This is a genomic window from Schumannella sp. GW821-FHT10F01, assembly GCF_058809295.1.
In genome coordinates this window covers 54,801-71,792 of sequence record NZ_JBXASM010000013.1, presented here as the reverse complement: position 1 = coordinate 71,792, position 16,992 = coordinate 54,801, and the positions used below count along the sequence as shown (strand labels likewise).

The 16,992-nt window shown below is 71.9% G+C and carries 22 protein-coding genes; 11 read left to right on the top strand and 11 right to left on the bottom strand.

Annotation, left to right across the window (positions count from 1 at the left end):
* Positions 1-93 precede the first annotated feature (93 nt).
* From AC1RSJ_RS14240 to AC1RSJ_RS14220, 5 genes are all read left to right on the top strand, one after another.
* Positions 94-423, top strand: a complete 330-nt coding sequence (locus AC1RSJ_RS14240) for a hypothetical protein (RefSeq protein WP_493119092.1) — start codon at positions 94-96, stop codon at positions 421-423.
* Between the two features lie 98 nt (positions 424-521).
* Positions 522-725, top strand: coding sequence for a CGNR zinc finger domain-containing protein (locus AC1RSJ_RS14235; RefSeq protein WP_493119091.1), 204 nt, complete (start codon positions 522-524; stop codon positions 723-725).
* A gap of 100 nt (positions 726-825) precedes the next feature.
* On the top strand, positions 826-1,425 hold the full coding sequence (locus tag AC1RSJ_RS14230) for a cation diffusion facilitator family transporter (RefSeq protein ID WP_493119089.1): 600 nt from the start codon (positions 826-828) through the stop codon (positions 1,423-1,425).
* Between the two features lie 60 nt (positions 1,426-1,485).
* Positions 1,486-1,848: an ArsR/SmtB family transcription factor gene (locus AC1RSJ_RS14225; protein ID WP_493119088.1), complete on the top strand. Its 363-nt coding sequence runs from the start codon at positions 1,486-1,488 to the stop codon at positions 1,846-1,848.
* A complete protein-coding gene (locus AC1RSJ_RS14220; RefSeq protein ID WP_493119087.1) occupies positions 1,848-2,849 on the top strand; it encodes a cation diffusion facilitator family transporter in 1,002 nt (333 codons plus the stop codon). The genes AC1RSJ_RS14225 and AC1RSJ_RS14220 overlap by 1 nt, the downstream gene beginning before the upstream one ends.
* 620 nt (positions 2,850-3,469) lie before the next feature.
* On the opposite strand, the gene AC1RSJ_RS14215 is transcribed toward AC1RSJ_RS14220, so the two are convergent.
* Complete coding sequence (locus tag AC1RSJ_RS14215; RefSeq protein WP_493119086.1) at positions 3,470-3,778, bottom strand: hypothetical protein; 309 nt, start codon at positions 3,776-3,778, stop codon at positions 3,470-3,472.
* Positions 3,779-3,948: 170 nt separating this feature from the next.
* Between AC1RSJ_RS14215 and AC1RSJ_RS14210 the strand changes: the two genes are divergently transcribed.
* From AC1RSJ_RS14210 to AC1RSJ_RS14200, 3 genes are all read left to right on the top strand, one after another.
* Positions 3,949-4,194, top strand: coding sequence for a hypothetical protein (locus AC1RSJ_RS14210; RefSeq protein ID WP_493119085.1), 246 nt, complete (start codon positions 3,949-3,951; stop codon positions 4,192-4,194).
* Positions 4,195-4,273: 79 nt separating this feature from the next.
* Positions 4,274-4,753 carry a hypothetical protein gene (locus tag AC1RSJ_RS14205; protein WP_493119084.1) on the top strand — a complete coding sequence of 160 codons (480 nt, stop codon included), beginning with the start codon at positions 4,274-4,276 and terminating at the stop codon, positions 4,751-4,753.
* 56 nt (positions 4,754-4,809) lie between these two features.
* On the top strand, positions 4,810-5,748 hold the full coding sequence (locus AC1RSJ_RS14200) for an LLM class F420-dependent oxidoreductase (protein WP_493119083.1): 939 nt from the start codon (positions 4,810-4,812) through the stop codon (positions 5,746-5,748).
* Here the strand turns inward: AC1RSJ_RS14200 and AC1RSJ_RS14195 are convergent.
* The 6 genes from AC1RSJ_RS14195 to AC1RSJ_RS14170 form a co-directional block, all read right to left on the bottom strand.
* Positions 5,681-6,490 (bottom strand): FAD:protein FMN transferase, encoded by an 810-nt coding sequence (locus AC1RSJ_RS14195; RefSeq protein WP_493119082.1) that lies wholly within the window; start codon positions 6,488-6,490, stop codon positions 5,681-5,683. The two genes, AC1RSJ_RS14200 and AC1RSJ_RS14195, sit on opposite strands and share 68 nt — an antisense overlap.
* Entirely contained in the window at positions 6,490-6,990 is a 501-nt protein-coding gene (locus AC1RSJ_RS14190) for an FMN-binding protein (RefSeq protein ID WP_493119081.1), read from the bottom strand. Before AC1RSJ_RS14190 ends, AC1RSJ_RS14195 begins: the two co-directional genes overlap by 1 nt.
* Positions 6,987-8,399: a ferredoxin reductase family protein gene (locus tag AC1RSJ_RS14185; protein ID WP_493119080.1), complete on the bottom strand. Its 1,413-nt coding sequence runs from the start codon at positions 8,397-8,399 to the stop codon at positions 6,987-6,989. Before AC1RSJ_RS14185 ends, AC1RSJ_RS14190 begins: the two co-directional genes overlap by 4 nt.
* Positions 8,400-8,518: 119 nt before the next feature.
* Positions 8,519-9,853, bottom strand: a complete 1,335-nt coding sequence (locus AC1RSJ_RS14180; protein WP_493119079.1) for a sensor histidine kinase — start codon at positions 9,851-9,853, stop codon at positions 8,519-8,521.
* Complete coding sequence (locus tag AC1RSJ_RS14175; protein ID WP_493119078.1) at positions 9,850-10,527, bottom strand: response regulator transcription factor; 678 nt, start codon at positions 10,525-10,527, stop codon at positions 9,850-9,852. Before AC1RSJ_RS14175 ends, AC1RSJ_RS14180 begins: the two co-directional genes overlap by 4 nt.
* Positions 10,528-11,250, bottom strand: coding sequence for a VIT1/CCC1 transporter family protein (locus AC1RSJ_RS14170; RefSeq protein ID WP_493119077.1), 723 nt, complete (start codon positions 11,248-11,250; stop codon positions 10,528-10,530).
* A gap of 208 nt (positions 11,251-11,458) precedes the next feature.
* Between AC1RSJ_RS14170 and AC1RSJ_RS14165 the strand changes: the two genes are divergently transcribed.
* Positions 11,459-12,904, top strand: coding sequence for a sensor histidine kinase (locus AC1RSJ_RS14165; RefSeq protein ID WP_493119075.1), 1,446 nt, complete (start codon positions 11,459-11,461; stop codon positions 12,902-12,904).
* On the top strand, positions 12,879-13,547 hold the full coding sequence (locus AC1RSJ_RS14160) for a response regulator transcription factor (RefSeq protein ID WP_493119074.1): 669 nt from the start codon (positions 12,879-12,881) through the stop codon (positions 13,545-13,547). Before AC1RSJ_RS14165 ends, AC1RSJ_RS14160 begins: the two co-directional genes overlap by 26 nt.
* Positions 13,548-13,550: 3 nt before the next feature.
* Here AC1RSJ_RS14160 and AC1RSJ_RS14155 read toward each other — a convergent pair whose 3' ends face one another.
* From AC1RSJ_RS14155 to AC1RSJ_RS14145, 3 genes are all read right to left on the bottom strand, one after another.
* Positions 13,551-14,159, bottom strand: coding sequence for a hypothetical protein (locus tag AC1RSJ_RS14155; protein ID WP_493119073.1), 609 nt, complete (start codon positions 14,157-14,159; stop codon positions 13,551-13,553).
* A gap of 226 nt (positions 14,160-14,385) precedes the next feature.
* Positions 14,386-14,802: a hypothetical protein gene (locus tag AC1RSJ_RS14150; protein WP_493119072.1), complete on the bottom strand. Its 417-nt coding sequence runs from the start codon at positions 14,800-14,802 to the stop codon at positions 14,386-14,388.
* A gap of 22 nt (positions 14,803-14,824) precedes the next feature.
* A complete protein-coding gene (locus AC1RSJ_RS14145; protein WP_493119071.1) occupies positions 14,825-15,088 on the bottom strand; it encodes a DUF6953 family protein in 264 nt (87 codons plus the stop codon).
* A 303-nt stretch (positions 15,089-15,391) separates the two neighbouring features.
* Here AC1RSJ_RS14145 and AC1RSJ_RS14140 point away from each other — a divergent pair, with 303 nt between their 5' ends.
* On the top strand, positions 15,392-16,615 hold the full coding sequence (locus AC1RSJ_RS14140) for a serine/threonine-protein kinase (RefSeq protein WP_493119070.1): 1,224 nt from the start codon (positions 15,392-15,394) through the stop codon (positions 16,613-16,615).
* A 22-nt stretch (positions 16,616-16,637) separates the two neighbouring features.
* On the opposite strand, the gene AC1RSJ_RS14135 is transcribed toward AC1RSJ_RS14140, so the two are convergent.
* Positions 16,638-16,892 (bottom strand): DUF6458 family protein, encoded by a 255-nt coding sequence (locus AC1RSJ_RS14135; protein WP_493119069.1) that lies wholly within the window; start codon positions 16,890-16,892, stop codon positions 16,638-16,640.
* Positions 16,893-16,992: the final 100 nt, after the last annotated feature.

Genomic DNA, 16,992 nt, shown 5'->3' with positions numbered 1-16,992 from the left:
GGCGCGGTAACAGTGTTGGCGCTCGCCGGTTGTTCGAGGTCGAGCGCATCGCAACGGGTGCAAGCCGCTGCGGATCGAGTCGATGTCGGGAGCGTGGGCACGGTCTTGTGTACGAAAGAGATCAACGAGTCCCCGCTGAGCCCTGATCCCTACCAGCTGATCGTTGGGGTGGAGGACGCTTCGACGGCCTACGACCTCGTGAATCGCTTCGAGAACAAGGGCTTCAAGATCAATGAAGGTCTTACGTCTGAGCGACGCACGTACCTGAACGACGACGATTCGATCCAGGCCGATGTCACCCCCTACACGTCGGCTGACTCGGACGACAACGGGGGTCGGGTTCCGCCTTGTGACCTGCCCGAGGATGGTCTTGTGGTGGTCACGTTCCTCGCTCGCGACCACGGCACCCCCAACGGGGGATAGCAGGGCACAGCGAGAACAACGAGCGTGACTCCATTCACGAGGGATGGTGAGCATGCGTCGAAAGCTGATCGCGGGTCTTGCCGCGGCGGCTCGTTCGCGTGGTTGCGCTCTCCGGCGAGTCCGACATCAGGCCTCCCGAGCGCGGCGACTGGGCCCGGATGAAGCTGTGCGCGCTGGAGTCGTGCAGCGTCGCCTTCTTCGACCGCTCCCGCAACCTCTCCGGCCGCTTCCACACCGCGCGGTGCGCCAACTACGTCAACCTCCGCGCCTCTCGGCAGCGACGCCGGGTTCACCAGGGCTGAGCCGCCAGTGACGCGACGGCCGTGGACTCAGACCGACCGCGGGCGTGGACGCGATCGGTCTGCCGTGCCGGCCGAGGCTTTGGGGCCTAGGGTCACACGAGTGACACCGGAGGATCGTGCGCTGCGCCGGGTGGTCCTGCTGGTCGGCATCCTCAACCTCGCCTACTTCGGTGTGGAGTTCGTGGTGGCCCGCGTCATCGGGTCCGTGTCGCTGTTCGCGGACAGTGTCGACTTCCTGGAAGACGCGAGCGTGAACCTGCTGATCTTCTTCGCGGTCGCCTGGTCGGCGCGCGCTCGCGGGCGGGTGGGCGGCGTGCTGGCGCTCGTCATCCTGGTGCCGGCGGTGGCGACGCTGTGGACGGCCGTGGCCAAGATCCTCCATCCGGCGCCGCCGTCGTTCGGACCCCTGTCGTTCGCTGCGCTCGGTGCCCTGGTCGTGAACCTGGTGTGCGCCGCCCTGCTTGCCCGGCACCGGCGCCATCCCGGCTCATTGGCGCGAGCCGCGTGGCTCTCTGCGCGCAACGACTCGTTGGCAAACATCGGCATCCTGCTCGCGGCACTGGTCACGCTCGCCACCGGGTCGGGGTGGCCCGACATCGTCGTCGGTCTCGTGATCGGCTTCCTCAACGCGGACGCGGCCCGGGCCGTGTGGCGAGCGGCCCGCGCCGAACGACTCGACCTCGACCGCTCAGAGGCATGACGAAGCGAGCGCGTCCGTTCCACGCAGGGCCCAGTGAGGGCCGAGTGTTACTATCTGCGCATGGATGCAGGTAAGCAGGTATGCGGTCGCGAGCCCGACAGCCAGTACGTCGAGCTCGCGGTCGAGGTGTTCTCGATGCTCGCCGATGCGACTCGAGTCCGGATCATCCAGGCACTGCGCGACGGGGAGCTGCCGGTGAACCGTCTAGCGGAGCTCGTGGACAAGAGCCCGGCGGCCGTGTCGCAGCATCTCGCCAAGATGCGTCTCGCGCGGCTGGTGGCGACCCGGCAGGACGGCACTCGCGTGTTCTACCGGCTGGCGAACGAGCACGCCGCGCAGCTGGTGACGGACGCGGTCTTCCAGGCCGAGCACTCCCTCGACGCAACCCCGCGGCACCACCACCCGCGGTCGGACGTCGACTGATGCCGCACGACCACCCGCATCCCCACGACCACGACCACGACCACGCGCATTCGCATCCGTCTGGCGTCCACGGAGCGCTGTACGGGCTGTTCGTGCCGCACACCCACGACGCGGCGGACTCGATCGACGATGCGATGGAGGCGAGCGCCGAAGGCGTCCGCGCGCTGAAGGTCAGCCTCGTCGTGCTGCTGGTGACCACGGTGCTGCAAGCCGCGGTCGTGGTGATCAGCGGCTCGGTGGCGTTGCTGGCCGACACCGTTCACAACTTCTCGGACGCCCTCACCGCTGTGCCGCTCTGGATCGCGTTCATCATCGGTCGGCGGGCGGCATCGAAGCGGTACACCTACGGCTACGGGCGCGCCGAGGACCTTGCGGGCCTGTTCATCGTGGTCGTCGTCGCACTCTCAGCCGTCGTCGCGGCCTGGCAGTCGATCGAGCGCCTGCTGCACCCGCAGCCCGTGCATCAGCTGGGCTGGCTGATCGCCGCGGGTGTCATCGGCTTCGCCGGCAACGAGGCCGTCGCCGTCTACCGCATCCGCGTCGGACGACGGATCGGGTCCGCCGCGCTGGTGGCCGACGGCGTCCACGCCCGCACCGATGGATTCACCTCGCTCGCCGTCGTACTGGGGGCGATCGGCGTGCTGCTCGGGTTCCCGCTCGCGGATCCGATCGTCGGCCTCCTCATCTCTGCCGCGATCTTCGTGCTGCTGATCGGCACCGTCCGCAGCATCGGCCGCCGACTCATGGACGGCATCGAACCCGAGCTCTACGACCGCGCCGAACGAGCGATCGCCGACACCCCGGGCGTCGTCGCCATCGACCGACTCCGCCTGCGATGGGTCGGACACCGCCTCCAGGGCGCCGCTGAGATCGTGGTCGACCGCGACTCGCTCGTCGACGCGCTACGAGTCGCGCACGACGCCGAACACTCCGCCGCGCACGCGCTCCCCAATGTCGACGAACTCACGATCGCGGTGACCCATCAGCAGCTTGAGCGGTAGGCAGCGATCCTCGTTGCGCTGTCTCATCGGCGCACGAAACACGACCTAGTTCGGCGACCTTCGCCGCGAGCGCTACACAGACCCCGGCAGCCAGGCCTGAGCGGACCCAGGTGATCCGGGGCGCGGGTGCTGAGCTGATTGGCCGTCAACGCCATTGCACGCCCGGCCACGCATACGGGACTTGCGAGCCACGGTCAGCGCGACGCTGCTCTCGCGTATCGGGGGTTGCCGTCGTAGCTCGCGATCGTGATCCCGCGGGCTGTCTGCGGAGGGCTAGTCCACCCGAACGACGGGCCCTCCGCAGGTCTCTCGCCCGAGTCGGGCGCATCAGTCGACCTCACTTGCCGATCTGTGTCGGGGTTTGTCGCTCGGTGGTGGTGCCGCTGGTTGCCCGGCGGATGCGCTGCGCCCGAGGTGTGTCATCCATGCGGCCATCGCGGCGGAGTCGCCGCTGTCGTATGTGCCGATCGTTTGCCCCGATGCCGTCGTGACGACGAAGGTAACGCGGCGACCATCTGTGGAGACCACCCGGTCGATGAAGCCGTACGCGGACGCGAACCGCCCATTACGACATTCCCACCGGACGGGGTAGGCGTTCTGTGACGGCGACCAGTCGGCCACTACGACCAGGCGTGAAGCAGCCGCCAACGCCCCTCGCCAAGGTCGACGACATCGAACACGCGGGTCTCGCCGTTGTCGTCGGCCTTGGCGCAGAACCGCCATCCGGTCCACTCGGTCGGCGGATGTGTCAGGAGGGCGCCCCAGTCCGTTCCGGTATTCCCGAGTCGGGTCGGCTCGTCAACGACTCGCCAGCGCCGGTTGAGCCAGACAGCCCTCACGGGCAAGCTGTTGGCGAGCCACAGGGTGAGGTCGGTGTCCTCGGCGACAGCGGCCGGCCCCGGCATCGCGCTTCGCTGAGTATCGAACATGTGTTCGAGTGTGCCGAGACTCGTGCGGCGGCGTCAACGTCGCCCGGCGTGTCCGGCCCAACCGCGAGCCACTCCCTCGACTGCTCCTAGGGCTTCCAGACCATCAACACGACCACGGCGATCAAGCACAACGTCACGATCCCACGGCAGGAGCCTCGGGCCGCTATCTGGTGCTGGCCGATGGGCCCACGACGACGTTCCTCGCCGTGGCGGACACCCTGCGCGAACGTTTCGGGGACCTCGCCGTCCGGGCGCCGCGCGCGGAGGCCGGTGCGGGCGACCCGGTGCGGCTGCCGCCGCTCATCAGCCACAACGAGCGCGCGAAGCGCGAGCTGGGGCTCAGCTACCGTCCCGTCGAGCAGACGATCGTCGACACCGTCGAGAGCATGCGCCACCTGGGGATGCTGGACGGCTGAGCCGAGGCACCGCCGACCACCACGGGGGCGAGGACGGCTGCTCGCGATTCGGCGTCCACCTGGATGCGAGGATCTCCGGATGGGGGAGTTCACGGTGCTCATGCCGATCGGGCGGATCGAGGTCGGCGTGCCGGTCGATCGAGCCGCGTGGCCGCTGCACGTCACGATCCAGCCGAACGTGCACTCCGATGCCCCAGTCGAGGTGGTGGTCGCCGCGGTCGGTGCCGCCGCCGCGGAGATCAGGACGGTCGTCACGGTGGCGGGCGAGGAGGCCCGCTTCGGTGCAGACGGCTCGATCCTCGTCAACCTGGTGCCGGCGCCCGACGTGCGTGCCGCCCACGATGTGGTGAACGCGCGGCTGCGATCGGAGGCACACGCGGCGCCGATCACGCCCGCGTTCGACGGCGACGGCTACCGGGCCCACGTCACCGCGACGGCCCTGGGGCGGGTGCACGACGGCGACCGCCTGGTGCTGCGACGGATCGTGCTGGTCGAGGTCGGGCCGGGCGGCGACCGGCGCATCGCGATGCCGATTGCCGCGTTCGAGCTGCGCGACTGAGCCGGGTCGCCTGCCTGCTCCAGCCGTCGTCGCGCAGCAGGCGTAGCGTCGGCACGGTGACCATCTCGCTCGGCTACCAGATCCCCAACTTCAGCTACCCCGGCGGCGTGGAGACGCTGTTCGACACGGTCGTCGCCCAGGCGCGCGAGGCCGAGTCGAGCGGGTTCGACACCGTCCTGGTGATGGACCACTTCTATCAGCTGCCCGGCATCGGGAGTCCCGACCAGCCCATGCTGGAGGCGTACTCGACCCTGGCCGCGCTCGCCGCGTCGACGAGCACCGTGCAGCTCTCCACGCTCGTGACCGGCAACACCTATCGCAACCCGTCGCTGCTCGCGAAGACCGTCTCGACGCTCGACGTGATCAGCCACGGCCGTGCGATCCTCGGCCTCGGCGCCGGGTGGTTCGAGCTCGAGCACGAGCAGCTCGGGTTCGACTTCGACACCTTCACCGAGCGCTTCGAGAAGCTCGACGAGGCGCTGCAGATCATCCATCCGATGCTGCGCGACGAGCGTCCCGAGTTCGTCGGCCGGTGGTACCGCGTGCACGGCGCCATGAACGTGCCCCGTTTCCGCGAGAGCATCCCGATCATGCTCGGCGGGCAGGGGGAGCGGAAGACGTTCCGTCTCGCCGCGCGCTTCGCCGACCACATGAACGTCATCTCCGCACTGGCCGACCTGCCGCACAAGGTGGAGGTGCTGCGCCAGCGCTGCGAGGAGATCGACCGCGACCCCGCGACGCTGAAGACGAGCTACCTCACCAGCGTCGGGCTGGTCGAGAACCAGGCCGAGGCGGATGCCATGCTCGCGAAGGTGCCGGAGGACCGGCGTGCGCAGGCGATCATCGGCACCGCCGATCAGATCGCCGACCGCATCCGCACGGACGTGCTCGGCGCCGGCGTGGACGGCGTGATCGTCAACGCCCCGCTCAACGGCCACGTGCCGGGTGTCGTCGCGGCGCTCGGCGCCGCGCTGGCTCCGCTCGTGACCGCCTGATCCCCGCACGCTCGGCCGCCTCCGCGATCCGGATGCCGGGCGTGGCGATCAGCTCGCCGTCGCGCCGCACGGCGAGCACGTCCACGTCGAGCGCGGGCGTCACGAGGTCGCAGGTCTCCGCGCCCCCGGCGAGGATCGCGGTGGCGAGCACATCCGCGGTGACGATGTCGTCGGCGAGCACCGTCACCTGCGCGAGATCGGATCGCGGTCCCCAGACGTGCTCGCCGCGCTCCGACACCCCGGACGTCGCGATGCCGCGCCGGCGACGGGGCACGGTCAGCGAGGTGAGCAGCGTGCCGCTGCGGTCGGGGTCGGCGATGCCGGCGATCGCCGGCGGATCGTCGTCCGACCGGTGCACGAGGGCGTCGCCGCCGCAGTTCAGCGACCACGACCCGCGCATGGCCCGTTCGAGCACCGCCCCGCCGTCGCGGATGGCGATGGCCTTCACGATGCCGGACAGGTCGACGGTGCCGTCGGGCCGGTGGGGTGTGAACACCCCGCCGGTGCGGGACCGCCAGCTGAGCGACTCGGCGTACGCGTCGCGCACCTCGTCGCTGCTCTCGGCGAGACGGAGCCGCCCGTCGGCGATGCGCGAGAGCTCGCTGTCGGGCCGATAGCGGCTGAAGACGCGGTCGGCGTGCGCGAACACCGCCGCCACGCCGTCGAGCGCGTCGCGGTCGACCGCGACGCCGCTGCGGATGGACACCACCGTGCCCATCGTCGGGAACGTGCTCGTCGGCATCAGGACGCCTGATCGAGCGCGGACTGCACCGAGGCGAGGTAGCCGTCGCTGGTGTAGGTGGCTCCGGACACGAGATCGACCTGGGCGGACTGCGCCTGGAGCACCTCGGACTTCAGGATGGGCGCGGCCCGGTTGCTGATCTGCACGGACCGCTGCTCGCGGTCGGTGAGCTGCAGCGCGGTGACGTCGGTGATCCGACCCCCGGCGATCGTGACCGAGACCTGCACGTCGCCGAAGCGGGTGCCCTCCGTGCTGCCGGTGTAGGTGCCGTCCACGTACCCCGACGAGGTCGTGCCGGACGACGACGAGCCTGCCGTGCCGGACGACGACGAGCCTGCCGTGCCGGACGACGACGAGCCTGCCGTGCCGGACCCCGTCGACCCGGCGGAGCCGGTCGCCGACGTGGTGGTGTGCGCACCGGCGGCAGCGCCGGCCTGCCAGCCGATGGCGAGCACGGCGGTCGCGGCGACGAGCCCGCCCAGGGTGCCTCGAACGCTCATAGGTCGAACCTCTCTCGGTGGATGTGGGGGGTGCTGAGGCCGCGGCGCCGCGCCGCAGACTCCACGGCGTCGGCCCAGAGGTCCGGGCCGCAGATGTAGAGCTCCGAGCGGTCGAGGTGCGGGAAGACCGCATCGGTCGTCACGCCGCGGGCGGTATCCGCCGCGGCGAGCCAGCCGTGCTCGCCCTCGCCCCGCGCGCCGAGGGACGTCCAGGCATCCCAGCCGCGAGCGGTGCAGATGTCCTTGACCTCACGCCACAGGTAGAGCGAGTCGGGATCGGAGGCGCGCACCATCACGGTGACCATGCCGGGTGCCGCGTCGAGACGTTCGAGCAGGGCCCTCGCCGGCGTGGCGCCGATGCCGGCCGCGACGACCGCGACCCGGTCGCGCCCGCGGGCCGAGTCGGTGAAGATGCCGTAAGGCCCCTCGAACGACACCGGCGTGCCGGGGCGCAGCTCGCGAGCGAGCCGCCGGGTGCCTTCGCCGAGCTCGCGGACCGTGATGCGCGCGCTCGTGTCGCCCGGGGCGGCGGACAGCGAGATCGGGTGAGCGTGCCACCACGTGCGCCCGGTCCAGAACCGCCAGGAGAAGAACTGGCCGCCCTCGGCCCGCAGTCGGGCGAGGTCGCGGCCTCGCAGGTGGATCGAGACGGCGTCCGGGGCGATCCGCTCGACGCCGGCCACCACGATCCGGTGGCGGAGCGACTGGATCACGGGCTCCGCGAAGCGGAACGCCGCGATCGACCCGAGCGCGAGCACGTACAGGGCGATCCAGTAGACGCGCTGCCAGGTGCCCTCAGCGAGCACGCTGCCGGTGCTGAGCTGATGCGGGAGCGCCGTGAGCACGGCGGCATAGGAGAGCAGGTGGATGACGTGCCAGATCTCGTAGCGGAACCTGCGCCGCACGGCGACGAGCGACGTGACGACCACGGCCGCGAACAGGCCGATCGACAGGTAGGCGAGCGGCATGTCCGGTGACGAGAACAGGTTCACGGTCTCCGCGACCACGGTCACGCGGTCGGTCCAGGCGTACCCGAGCGTGAGAAGGGCGCCGTGGGCGATCAGCAGCAGGAAGGCCGGCTTGCCGAGCTGCCGATGCACGCCCATGGCGCGGTCGTGGCCGATCGTGCGGTCGATCAGCGGGATGCGGGCCGCCAGCACCAGCATGATCAGCACGAGGTTCGTGCCGATGAGCCCGGCGACGATCCCCGCCGCGGTGAGCGCGTCGCCGGCGCCGGCGATCGCCACCCCGCCGGCGAGGTACAGCGCGACGGCCAGCGCCGAGCTGCCCCACGCCGTCGCCGTCAGCAGGTCGGCCCTGGCCATGCGCCGGCGGTGACGGCGGGCGCGCGCCGACGGGACCGTCGGGTACGGCTGCGTCGCCGTCGCGCCGTTCGACAGGGTGGTCATCTGCGGGTCCTTCCACTGGGTGGACCCTCAGTGTCGGGACGCCGGCTATGCCTCCGCTATGAGCGGAGGCTCCGCCGCACGAGAAGGCTCACATGAACCGCCTCCGCAGACGAGAAGGCTCACATCTTCGGGAGCCGCACCTCGGCGCGGAACCCCGGATGCCGGTTCTCGACGTGCGCGGTGCCACCCGCGGCGACGGCGACCGCGTGCACGAGCGAGAGCCCGAGACCGCTGCCCGGCTGGCGCCGGGACACGTCGGGTCTCGCGAAGCGCTCGAACGCCAGCGGCAGGAAGTCATCGGGCGCACCGGGGCCGTCGTCGTCGACGCGCACCAGCACGTGCGACCCGGCGTCGTCGACCGTCACGGTGATGGTGCCCGCCCCCTCCACCGCCCGGATGGCGTTGCCGAGCAGGTTGTCGGCGACGCGCGACAGGGCGAGTGGATCGACGCGGTAGCGCGCGACGGCGTCGTGGAGGCGGAGGTCGACGTCGATCTCCACCTCGACGGCCGCGACGAGACTGCGCGCACGGTCGACCGCGGCCAGGATGTCGTCGCCCACCTCCTGCGGGGTCGCCATCGCCTCGCCGGTGACGCCGTCGTCGATGCGGGAGAGCTCGAGCAGGTTCGTCGCCAGGGCGCCCAGCCGCTCGGCTGAGGCGCGGGCCGACTCGAGCCCCTGCTCGAGCGCCGCCGGGTCGTCGCGGTGCCGCTGGGTGAGCTCGAGCTCTGCGGCCAGACCGGCGAGCGGCGTGCGCAGCTCGTGCGCGGCATCCGAGACCATCTGCCGCTCCCGCGCCGCGCTCGTGCGGGCGCGCTGCACGGAGCCGTTCAGGGTCGCAGCGAGCCGCGCCAGCTCGTCGCCGTTGTCGTCGACGGGCAGCAGCTCGTCGTCGCCGAGGTGCTCGGCGTGCCGGCGCAGCTCGTCGACGGGGCGCAGCGCGCCGCGGGCGAGCAGGAACGAGGCCACCACCATGAGCAGCAGCAGCCCGGCCCCCATGAGCGCGAACACGGTGTCGATGCCCGACACCGCCGACCGGTTGGTGGACACGTCGCGCGCGGCCCACATCGACCAGGTGCCTGTGCTCGTCGGCACGAGCCGCGACACGATCACGTAGGAGCGGCCCTCGTCGTCGTCGAGCGTGAAGCTCGATCCGTCCGCCGTCTCGGGCAGCGCCAGGCGCACGTCGTGCGGCGCCGTATCCCGCACGGTGGTCCCGTCCGGGTCGCGGATGACGATGAGCAGCCCGTTCGCGACCTCGTCCGGTCCTTCGCCGGGGTTGCGCTGCAGGTCGACGGCGAACGACGCGAGGTCGGTCTCCGCCAGCGACACGGCGCTGCTCGCGAGCAGCTGGGCGATCTCCACCCGCGCGACGACCAGCGCGATGCCGAGCACGATCGCCGCGACCGCGGAGGTGCCGAGCACCAGCCGGGTGCGGATCCGCAGGCGCCTCACGCGCCCGCCTCGACGAACCGGTAGCCCTGGCCGCGCACCGTCTCGATGACCGCGGTCGACCCGGCCGCGTCGAGCTTCCTCCTGACGTACCTGACGTACTGGTCGACGATGTTCTGGTCGATGTGGAGCGTGCCCCACACCTCGTCGAGCAGCTCGATGCGGCTCACGACGTCAGGGCTCCGGCCGAGGAGCGCCCGCAGCAGCCCCTGCTCCCGGATGGTGAGCATCACCGGCGACCCGTCCACCTCCACCCGGTTGGCCGCGAGGTCGACGCCGAGGTTGCCGAGCGCGAGCCGCGTCTTCGGCTGCGACGACTGCCGCCGCAGCAGCGCGCGGATGCGTGCGGAGAACTCCGGCAGGGCGAACGGCTTGGTGAGGTAGTCGTCGGCGCCGGCATCGAGGCCGCGGACGCGGTCGTCGACGGAGTCGCGCGCGGTGAGCAGCAGGATCGGGATGGTCAGCTCGCGGGCCCGCAGCTGCCGGCAGAGCTCGAAGCCGGTCATCTGCGGCAGCATCACGTCGATGGCCGCGGCGTCGAAGTGCGAGGTCGTGGCCGCGACGAGTGCCTGGATCCCGTCCGTGCAGACGACGGTCTCGTAGCCGTCGTCGGCGAGTGCGCGGCTCACGACCTCGGCCATGGTCGGGTCGTCGTCGACCACGAGGATGCGCTCCACCTAGACGACCCCGGTCGAGCCGAGCAGGGAGCCGATGAGGAACGTCGCGGCCAGCGCGGCCGCCCCGCCGACCACCACGCGCAGGGTCGCGCGCAGCGGCGGGCTGCCGCCGAGCCGCGCCCCGAGGGCGCCCGTGACCGCGAGGGCCACGAGCACCACGACGAAGACGGCCGGCACCCGGATCGCCTCCGGAAGGAAGACGGCCGCGAGCGGCAGGATCCCGCCGACCGTGAACGCGAGGGCGGACGCGCCGGCCGCATGCCACGGCGACACGAGGTCCTCCGCATCGATGCCGAGCTCCACCTCCAGGTGCGCGCTGAGCACGTCGTGGTCGGTCAGCTCGGCCGCCACCCGTCGGGCCGTCTCGTCGGTGAGGCCTTTTCGCCGATAGAGCTCGACGAGCTCCTCGAACTCCTCCTCGGGCTGCTCGCGCAGCTCGCGCTCCTCCTTCGCGATCAGCGCGCGCTCGCTGTCACGCTGGCTGGACACGGACACGTACTCGCCGAGCGCCATCGAGATGGCGCCGCCGACGAGCGCCGCGAGCCCGGCCGTGATGATCGGGGCGATGGCCGCGGTGGCACCCGCCACGCCGACGACGATCGCGGCGACGGAGACGATGCCGTCGTCAGCGCCGAGCACGCCCGCCCGCAACCAGTTCAGGCGGCCGTTCACGCCGCCGCCGTGCGGCTCGTCGGGGTGGGTGACACCCGCGGTGTCGGACATCCGGCCTCCTCGTCTCCACGGTAGAGGTGACCGGCTCCCTGCGGGCGAGGGGTGTGGCGATCCGGTCGGCGGATGTGAGAAGTCTCATCGGCCCGCCGGGAGGCCTCGCCGGCTGGGATCCGGGGCCGTGCCCCCAGTGCTGGGCGTTCCGGCCCACTCGACGACCACGCATACTGTCGGGATGCACGGAGGGAGCGGTCACATCAGCATGCCTCGCCTGCCCCGGCTGTCGGTGCGCGTGCGCATCCTGCTCGCCGTGCTGCTCGTCGCCGCGGCCGGCCTCGGCGCGGCGGGCGCCATCGCCTACGTCGTCCAGCGCGACCGGACCGTCGAGGGCATCGAGCAGGCGCAGGTCGCGGATGTCGCCGTCGTGGCCGAGATCGCGGCCGGCAAGCGCGGGGGAGCACCGGCCACCGTGCCGGCGCTGCTGACCACCGCGCTGCAGCAGCTCCAGACCGGCCCGAACACGGCCGTCTTCGCCGCCACCGCCGACGCCGGCGTGCTCATCCCCGGCACACCGCTGCCGTTCCGGCTCGACACCGATCCGGCTTTCGTGGCCCGCGTGCAGGCGGAGACCCGCAGCGATGTCGTCGTGCGGGGCTCGGCCACGGTGGGCGGCCGCCACATCCTCTACCGCATCGTGCCCGTCGCAGTGCCGGGCGACCCCACGACGGGCATCTACGTCACCGGCACCGACATCGACGCCGAGCTCGCGCAGCTCGGCGACGCGGCGATGAGCTACGTCGTCGTGGCGCTCATCGCGCTCGCCGCCATCGGCGTGATCGGCTGGTTCGTCGCCGGGCGGCTGCTCGGCCCGATCCGCCGCCTCCGCGAGATCGCCGAGACGGCATCCGATCGCGACCTCGGCGACCGGGTGGAGGTGCGCGGCCGCGACGATGTGAGCGAGCTCGGCCGCACCGTGAACCGCATGCTCGACCGGCTGCAGAACGCGTTCGCCGCGCAGCGGCAGCTCGCGGACGACGTGGGCCACGAGCTGCGCACCCCGGTCACCATCGTTCGCGGCCACCTCGAGCTCATGGACCCGGACGACGGCAGGGAGGTTCGCGAGGTGCGCACCCTCGCCGTCGACGAGCTCGATCGGATGACCCTGCTCATCGAGGACCTCACCATGCTGGCCAGGTCCGACGTGCCGGGATTCCTCCAGCGCCGCGAGATCCGGGTGTCGGAGCTGACGCGCTCGGTGCTGATGAAGGCGCAGGCGCTCTCGCCGCGGCACGTCTGGACCGGCAGCCCACCGGACCTCGGGCTCGTGACCGGGGACCCGCGCCGGCTGGAGCAGGCCTGGCTGCAGCTGGCCCAGAACGCCGTCAAGTACTCGCCGGCCGGCTCGACGATCACGATCGGCAGCACGGGCGACGCCGCCAGCGTGCAGCTGTGGGTCGACGACGAGGGCACCGGGGTGCCCGGCGATCTGCACGGGCGGGTGTTCAACCGCTTCGAGCGAGCCGGCCGCGGTGCGGAGGTCGCCGGGTCGGGACTGGGGCTCGCGATCGTCGCCGCGATCTCCGAGTCGCATGACGGGTCGGCCAGGCTGCGGGCCCGGCCCGGCGGGGGGACCCGCGCCATCATCGAGATCCCGAGAATCGAGCCGAGGGCGGTGACGGCGCGTGCCTCGCATCCTCATCGCCGATGACGAAGACCGCATCGCGGCATTCGTGGCGAAGGGTCTGACCGCGGCCGGCTACCGGGTCGACACGGTGGGCGACGGGCAGTCCGCCGTCGATGCCGTCGCGGCGGGCGGCTTCGAGCTGCTGATCCTCGACATCGGCCTGCCGGTGCTCGACGGCTTCGAGGTGCTGCGGGCCGTGCGGGGCACGGGCAGCGACATCCCGATCGTGATGCTGACCGCGCGCGACTCCGTCACGGACACCGTCGCGGGATTCGAGGGCGGTGCCGACGACTACCTCACCAAGCCCTTCCGCTTCGACGAGCTGCTGGTGCGCGTGCGCGCGCGACTCCGGAAGCCCGCGGGCACGGTCGACGTGGAGCGGATGACGATGGCCGCCGCCGGCATCGAGCTCGACCTGCGCAGCCGGCGTGCCCGGATCGACGGCGCCGTCGTCGACCTGTCCGGTCGCGAGTTCGCGCTGCTCGAGCAGTTCCTGCTGCACCCCGACCGCGTGCTCAGCCGCGAGCAGCTGCTCAGCCGGGTGTGGGGCATGGACTTCGACCCCGGGTCGAACATCGTCGACGCCTACGTCAGGGCCCTGCGCAAGAAGGTGGGCGCCGAGCGGATCGTGACGGTCCGCGGGGCGGGCTACCGGCTCACGGACTAGCGGTCAGTCGTCGTCGCCCTGGTCGTCTGAGCCGCCGGACTTCCCGGACTTCCCGTTCGACGTGCCGGAGCCGCCCTTGCCGGAGTTGCCGTTCGAGGAGCTCGCACTGCCGCTCGACGAGCTCGACGTGCCGGAGCCGCCCTTGCCGGAGCTGCCGCTGGAGCCCTTGCCGGAGTTGCCGTTGCCGGCGCCCGTGTGATTGCCGTTGTTGCCGGTCTGGCCCCCGCCCACTCCCTGGCCGACGCCGTTGTTGCCGGTCTGGCCCCCGCCGGCGCCCTGGCCGACGCCGTTGTTGCCGGTCTGGCCGGTGCCCGTGGCGGGAGTCGGCGACGCGGTGGGTGTCGGCGACCCGGTCGGCGTGACCGGAGCCGTGGGCGTGGCGGACGGGGCGGGCGTCGAGGTCGGGTCGTCCGCGGCGGTCGGCGACGGGGTCGGCGACGTGGTCTGCCCGCTGGTGTCGTCGGCCGCGACCGGTGCCGGGACGGCGACGGGACGCGCGGACCCGGCCGAGAACCGGATGCCCGAGCCGGGGGTCGAGGACGGACTCGTCCCGACCCCCGGCAGCTGGGTAGCGCGGCCCGAGCTGTCCCCCAGCTCGAGCGCACCGGCCACGAGGGCCCCAGAGGTAACCAGAGCGGCGGTGACGACGATTCCAGCACCGAGCAACCCGAATGCTCGTCCGGTCCTCGTCACTGCCGTCCCCCTGATCTCGATCGCCTCAGGCGTCGTACGACCAGCATGGAGTGCCGCTCGGCTTCCGGGAAGTGCTGCACGGTGAAGAAGCCTTCATGTGCGGGGCACGGGCGTCCCCAGATCGGGGGACGCGCCGTCCGGCGACCTAGCCGCCGAGCTCGAGCAGGCCGGCGGCGGCGACCGCGGCGGCCGCGGCGCCGACCAGCGCCGTGATGACGATGAGCAGCGCGGTGCCGCCGGTCCGCATCCGCTCGTGCCGGGGTCCGGCGGGCTGTCGGCGGGGGAGTGCCGCGCGCTGCGCCGCGCCGAGCGTGGCGTGCACCCCGACCACGTGTCCCGAGCGGTCGATCGCCACGTACTGACCGCGGCGGCGCTCGACCTGCACGATCGCGTCGTCGGGTGTGCGCGCGGTCCAGGTGGCCCCCGGTTGCTCGACCCAGACGGCCGCAGGCGCGCCCTGCGTCGAACGGCGTCCCGGCGTCGTACGGCCTCCCGGCGTCGGACGGCTTCCCGGCGAGGTCATCGCGCGCGCACGCCCCCATCCGGGCGTGATGTCGAACATGAACGGATCTTCATCGCGCACCTCACGAGAACGCCGATCGGCGGGATCCTCGCACCGGCAGAGACTGCCCCTCCCGCAGCGTGGAGACCCACATCGCGCCGTTCGGCATCCACCGCACCGTGCCGCGATGCTCGAGCCGGAACGCGTTCATGAGCTCGCGATCGAGGCGCTCCCGGGGCCCGAACTCCTCGACGACGTCGGCCAGGAGCTCCTCCCGGCTGCGACGCCCCATCGCGTGGATGCGGTCGACCATCCATGCGGCGATCTCGTCGGGTTCGGGTTGCACGTTCCGATCCTTCGATGCGACGACGGCGTCGCTCAACCTGCATGACGAAGCCTTCATGTGCGCCGGCTCGCGAAGTTCCCGACTCGCTGACAGTGGTCCGCCGTGGTGATCGGCAGTCCGCGGAGTCTCTAGCCTTCAGGATCGGGGCCGGTCACGATGCCGGCCACGAGCGAGAGGCACCATCGACATGGACACCGCAGGAGCAGGCATCGACCTGCCGATCGAGTCGCTTCCGACCGAGCCGATCAACATGCAGGATCTGCTGAAGGCCGGTCTGGACCCGGAAGGCTGACGAACCGCCACGTGACGGTGAACGACCCCTGGATCGGCCGGATCCTCGACGGCCGGTACCGTGTCGACGCACCCGTGGGCCGCGGCGGCATGTCAGTGGTCTACCGCGGCTTCGATCTGCAGCTGCGGCGCGTGATCGCGATCAAGCTGTTCGAGAACGACGGCGGTGACGGCCGGCGGTGGGAGTCGGAGGTCCGGCTGCTCGCCCGCCTGGGTCACGCGCACCTCGTGACGCTGCACGACGCGCACCTCGAGCCGCCGGCAGCGGACGGTCCGAGCTACCTCGTGATGGAGTTCGTTCCGGGCGGCGACCTGCGCGAGCGGCTGCTCGCCGACGGGCCGTCGCCGACGCTGGCGCGGGCGGTGGTCGTCCAGATCGGGGAGGCGCTCGCCTCGGTGCACACGGCGGGTGTGGTGCATCGCGACCTCAAGCCGGGCAACATCCTCGTCGCGTCGTCGGATGCCGCGTCGCCCATCCGCATCAAGCTGGCGGACTTCGGGATCGCCCACCTGCTCGGATCGGACCGCATCACGCGCACCGGCACGATGGTCGGCACCGCCGGGTACACCAGCCCCGAGCAGGTGGACGGGCGTCCCGCGACACCGGCGTCCGACGTCTACTCGCTCGGCCTCGTCGCGCTCGAGTGCCTCGTCGGGCGCCCGGCGTTCTCCGGCACGCCTTCCGAGAGCCTCGTCGCGCGACTCACCCGGGATCCCGTCATCCCCGCCGGGCTCGATGCCGACTGGGCGGCCCTGCTCGCCTCGATGGTGGCCCGGGAACCGTCGCTGCGGCCGACGGCGAGTGACCTCGCTCGTCGCGCCGACGAGCTGGGGGTGCCCGTCATCGACACGGACGCGCCGACGCAGGCCATGGCTCCGCCGTCCACGACCCGGCAGCTCCTGCCGCCGACGCTGGTGATGCCGGCACCGCCGACCGGCCACGCGAGGAGCCGGCGCCGTCCGGCCGGCGCGGCCGCGCGATCGTGGCCGTTCATCGCGGCCGCGGCCGCACTGCTGCTCGCACTCGCCGCCGGGGCGGTCGCGCTCGCGCAGGGCACTGCGGCCGATCGGGCTCCCGCCGAGGGCCCGACCTCGGCGACGCCGACCGCGACTCCGTCGACGGCCTCGGCGTCGCCCACCCCGGCCCCTGCTCCGACGTCGGCCCCGCCGTCGCCGCCCCAGCCGCCCGGGCACGGCAACGGCAAGGGAAACGGGAAGAACCCGAAGAAGGGCTGACGCCGCCGACCGCGGGCTCCGCTCAGCGGACCTCGGGGTCGACGTCGGTCGTCGTCGACCGCACGCTGCTGCCGGTCGCAGGATCGACGCTCGTGCGCTGCACGGTCGTGGCGCCGCGACGGCGGAACGACAGCACGAGACCGACGATGAACAGCACGACGCCGGCCACCATGAGGATCGTGCCGATGGTGGGGATGGCCAGGCCGGGCACTGCGAAGGACACGCCGAAGTCCAGGATGGCTCCGATCACGAACAGGATGACTCCGCCGACGATCATGGTTGCTGCTCCTCACGGCGGGTACCTCCCGCGACGCCCCGAGCGTAGGAGCCCGTCCCCGATCCGCTCCGCCGTCCCAGCGAGTCAGGAGCATGCGACG

What these genes read in the sequence shown, in the direction of transcription:
- AC1RSJ_RS14225 (WP_493119088.1), top strand. Translation starts at nt 1,486, where the DNA reads ATGGATGCAGGTAAGCAGGTATGCGGTCGCGAGCCCGACAGCCAGTAC.
- AC1RSJ_RS14220 (WP_493119087.1), top strand. Translation starts at nt 1,848, where the DNA reads ATGCCGCACGACCACCCGCATCCCCACGACCACGACCACGACCACGCG.
- AC1RSJ_RS14215 (WP_493119086.1), bottom strand. Translation starts at nt 3,778, where the DNA reads ATGTTCGATACTCAGCGAAGCGCGATGCCGGGGCCGGCCGCTGTCGCC.
- AC1RSJ_RS14205 (WP_493119084.1), top strand. Translation starts at nt 4,274, where the DNA reads ATGGGGGAGTTCACGGTGCTCATGCCGATCGGGCGGATCGAGGTCGGC.
- AC1RSJ_RS14195 (WP_493119082.1), bottom strand. Translation starts at nt 6,490, where the DNA reads ATGCCGACGAGCACGTTCCCGACGATGGGCACGGTGGTGTCCATCCGC.
- AC1RSJ_RS14190 (WP_493119081.1), bottom strand. Translation starts at nt 6,990, where the DNA reads ATGAGCGTTCGAGGCACCCTGGGCGGGCTCGTCGCCGCGACCGCCGTG.
- AC1RSJ_RS14185 (WP_493119080.1), bottom strand. Translation starts at nt 8,399, where the DNA reads ATGACCACCCTGTCGAACGGCGCGACGGCGACGCAGCCGTACCCGACG.
- AC1RSJ_RS14170 (WP_493119077.1), bottom strand. Translation starts at nt 11,250, where the DNA reads ATGTCCGACACCGCGGGTGTCACCCACCCCGACGAGCCGCACGGCGGC.
- AC1RSJ_RS14165 (WP_493119075.1), top strand. Translation starts at nt 11,459, where the DNA reads ATGCCTCGCCTGCCCCGGCTGTCGGTGCGCGTGCGCATCCTGCTCGCC.
- AC1RSJ_RS14150 (WP_493119072.1), bottom strand. Translation starts at nt 14,802, where the DNA reads ATGTTCGACATCACGCCCGGATGGGGGCGTGCGCGCGCGATGACCTCG.
- AC1RSJ_RS14135 (WP_493119069.1), bottom strand. Translation starts at nt 16,892, where the DNA reads ATGATCGTCGGCGGAGTCATCCTGTTCGTGATCGGAGCCATCCTGGAC.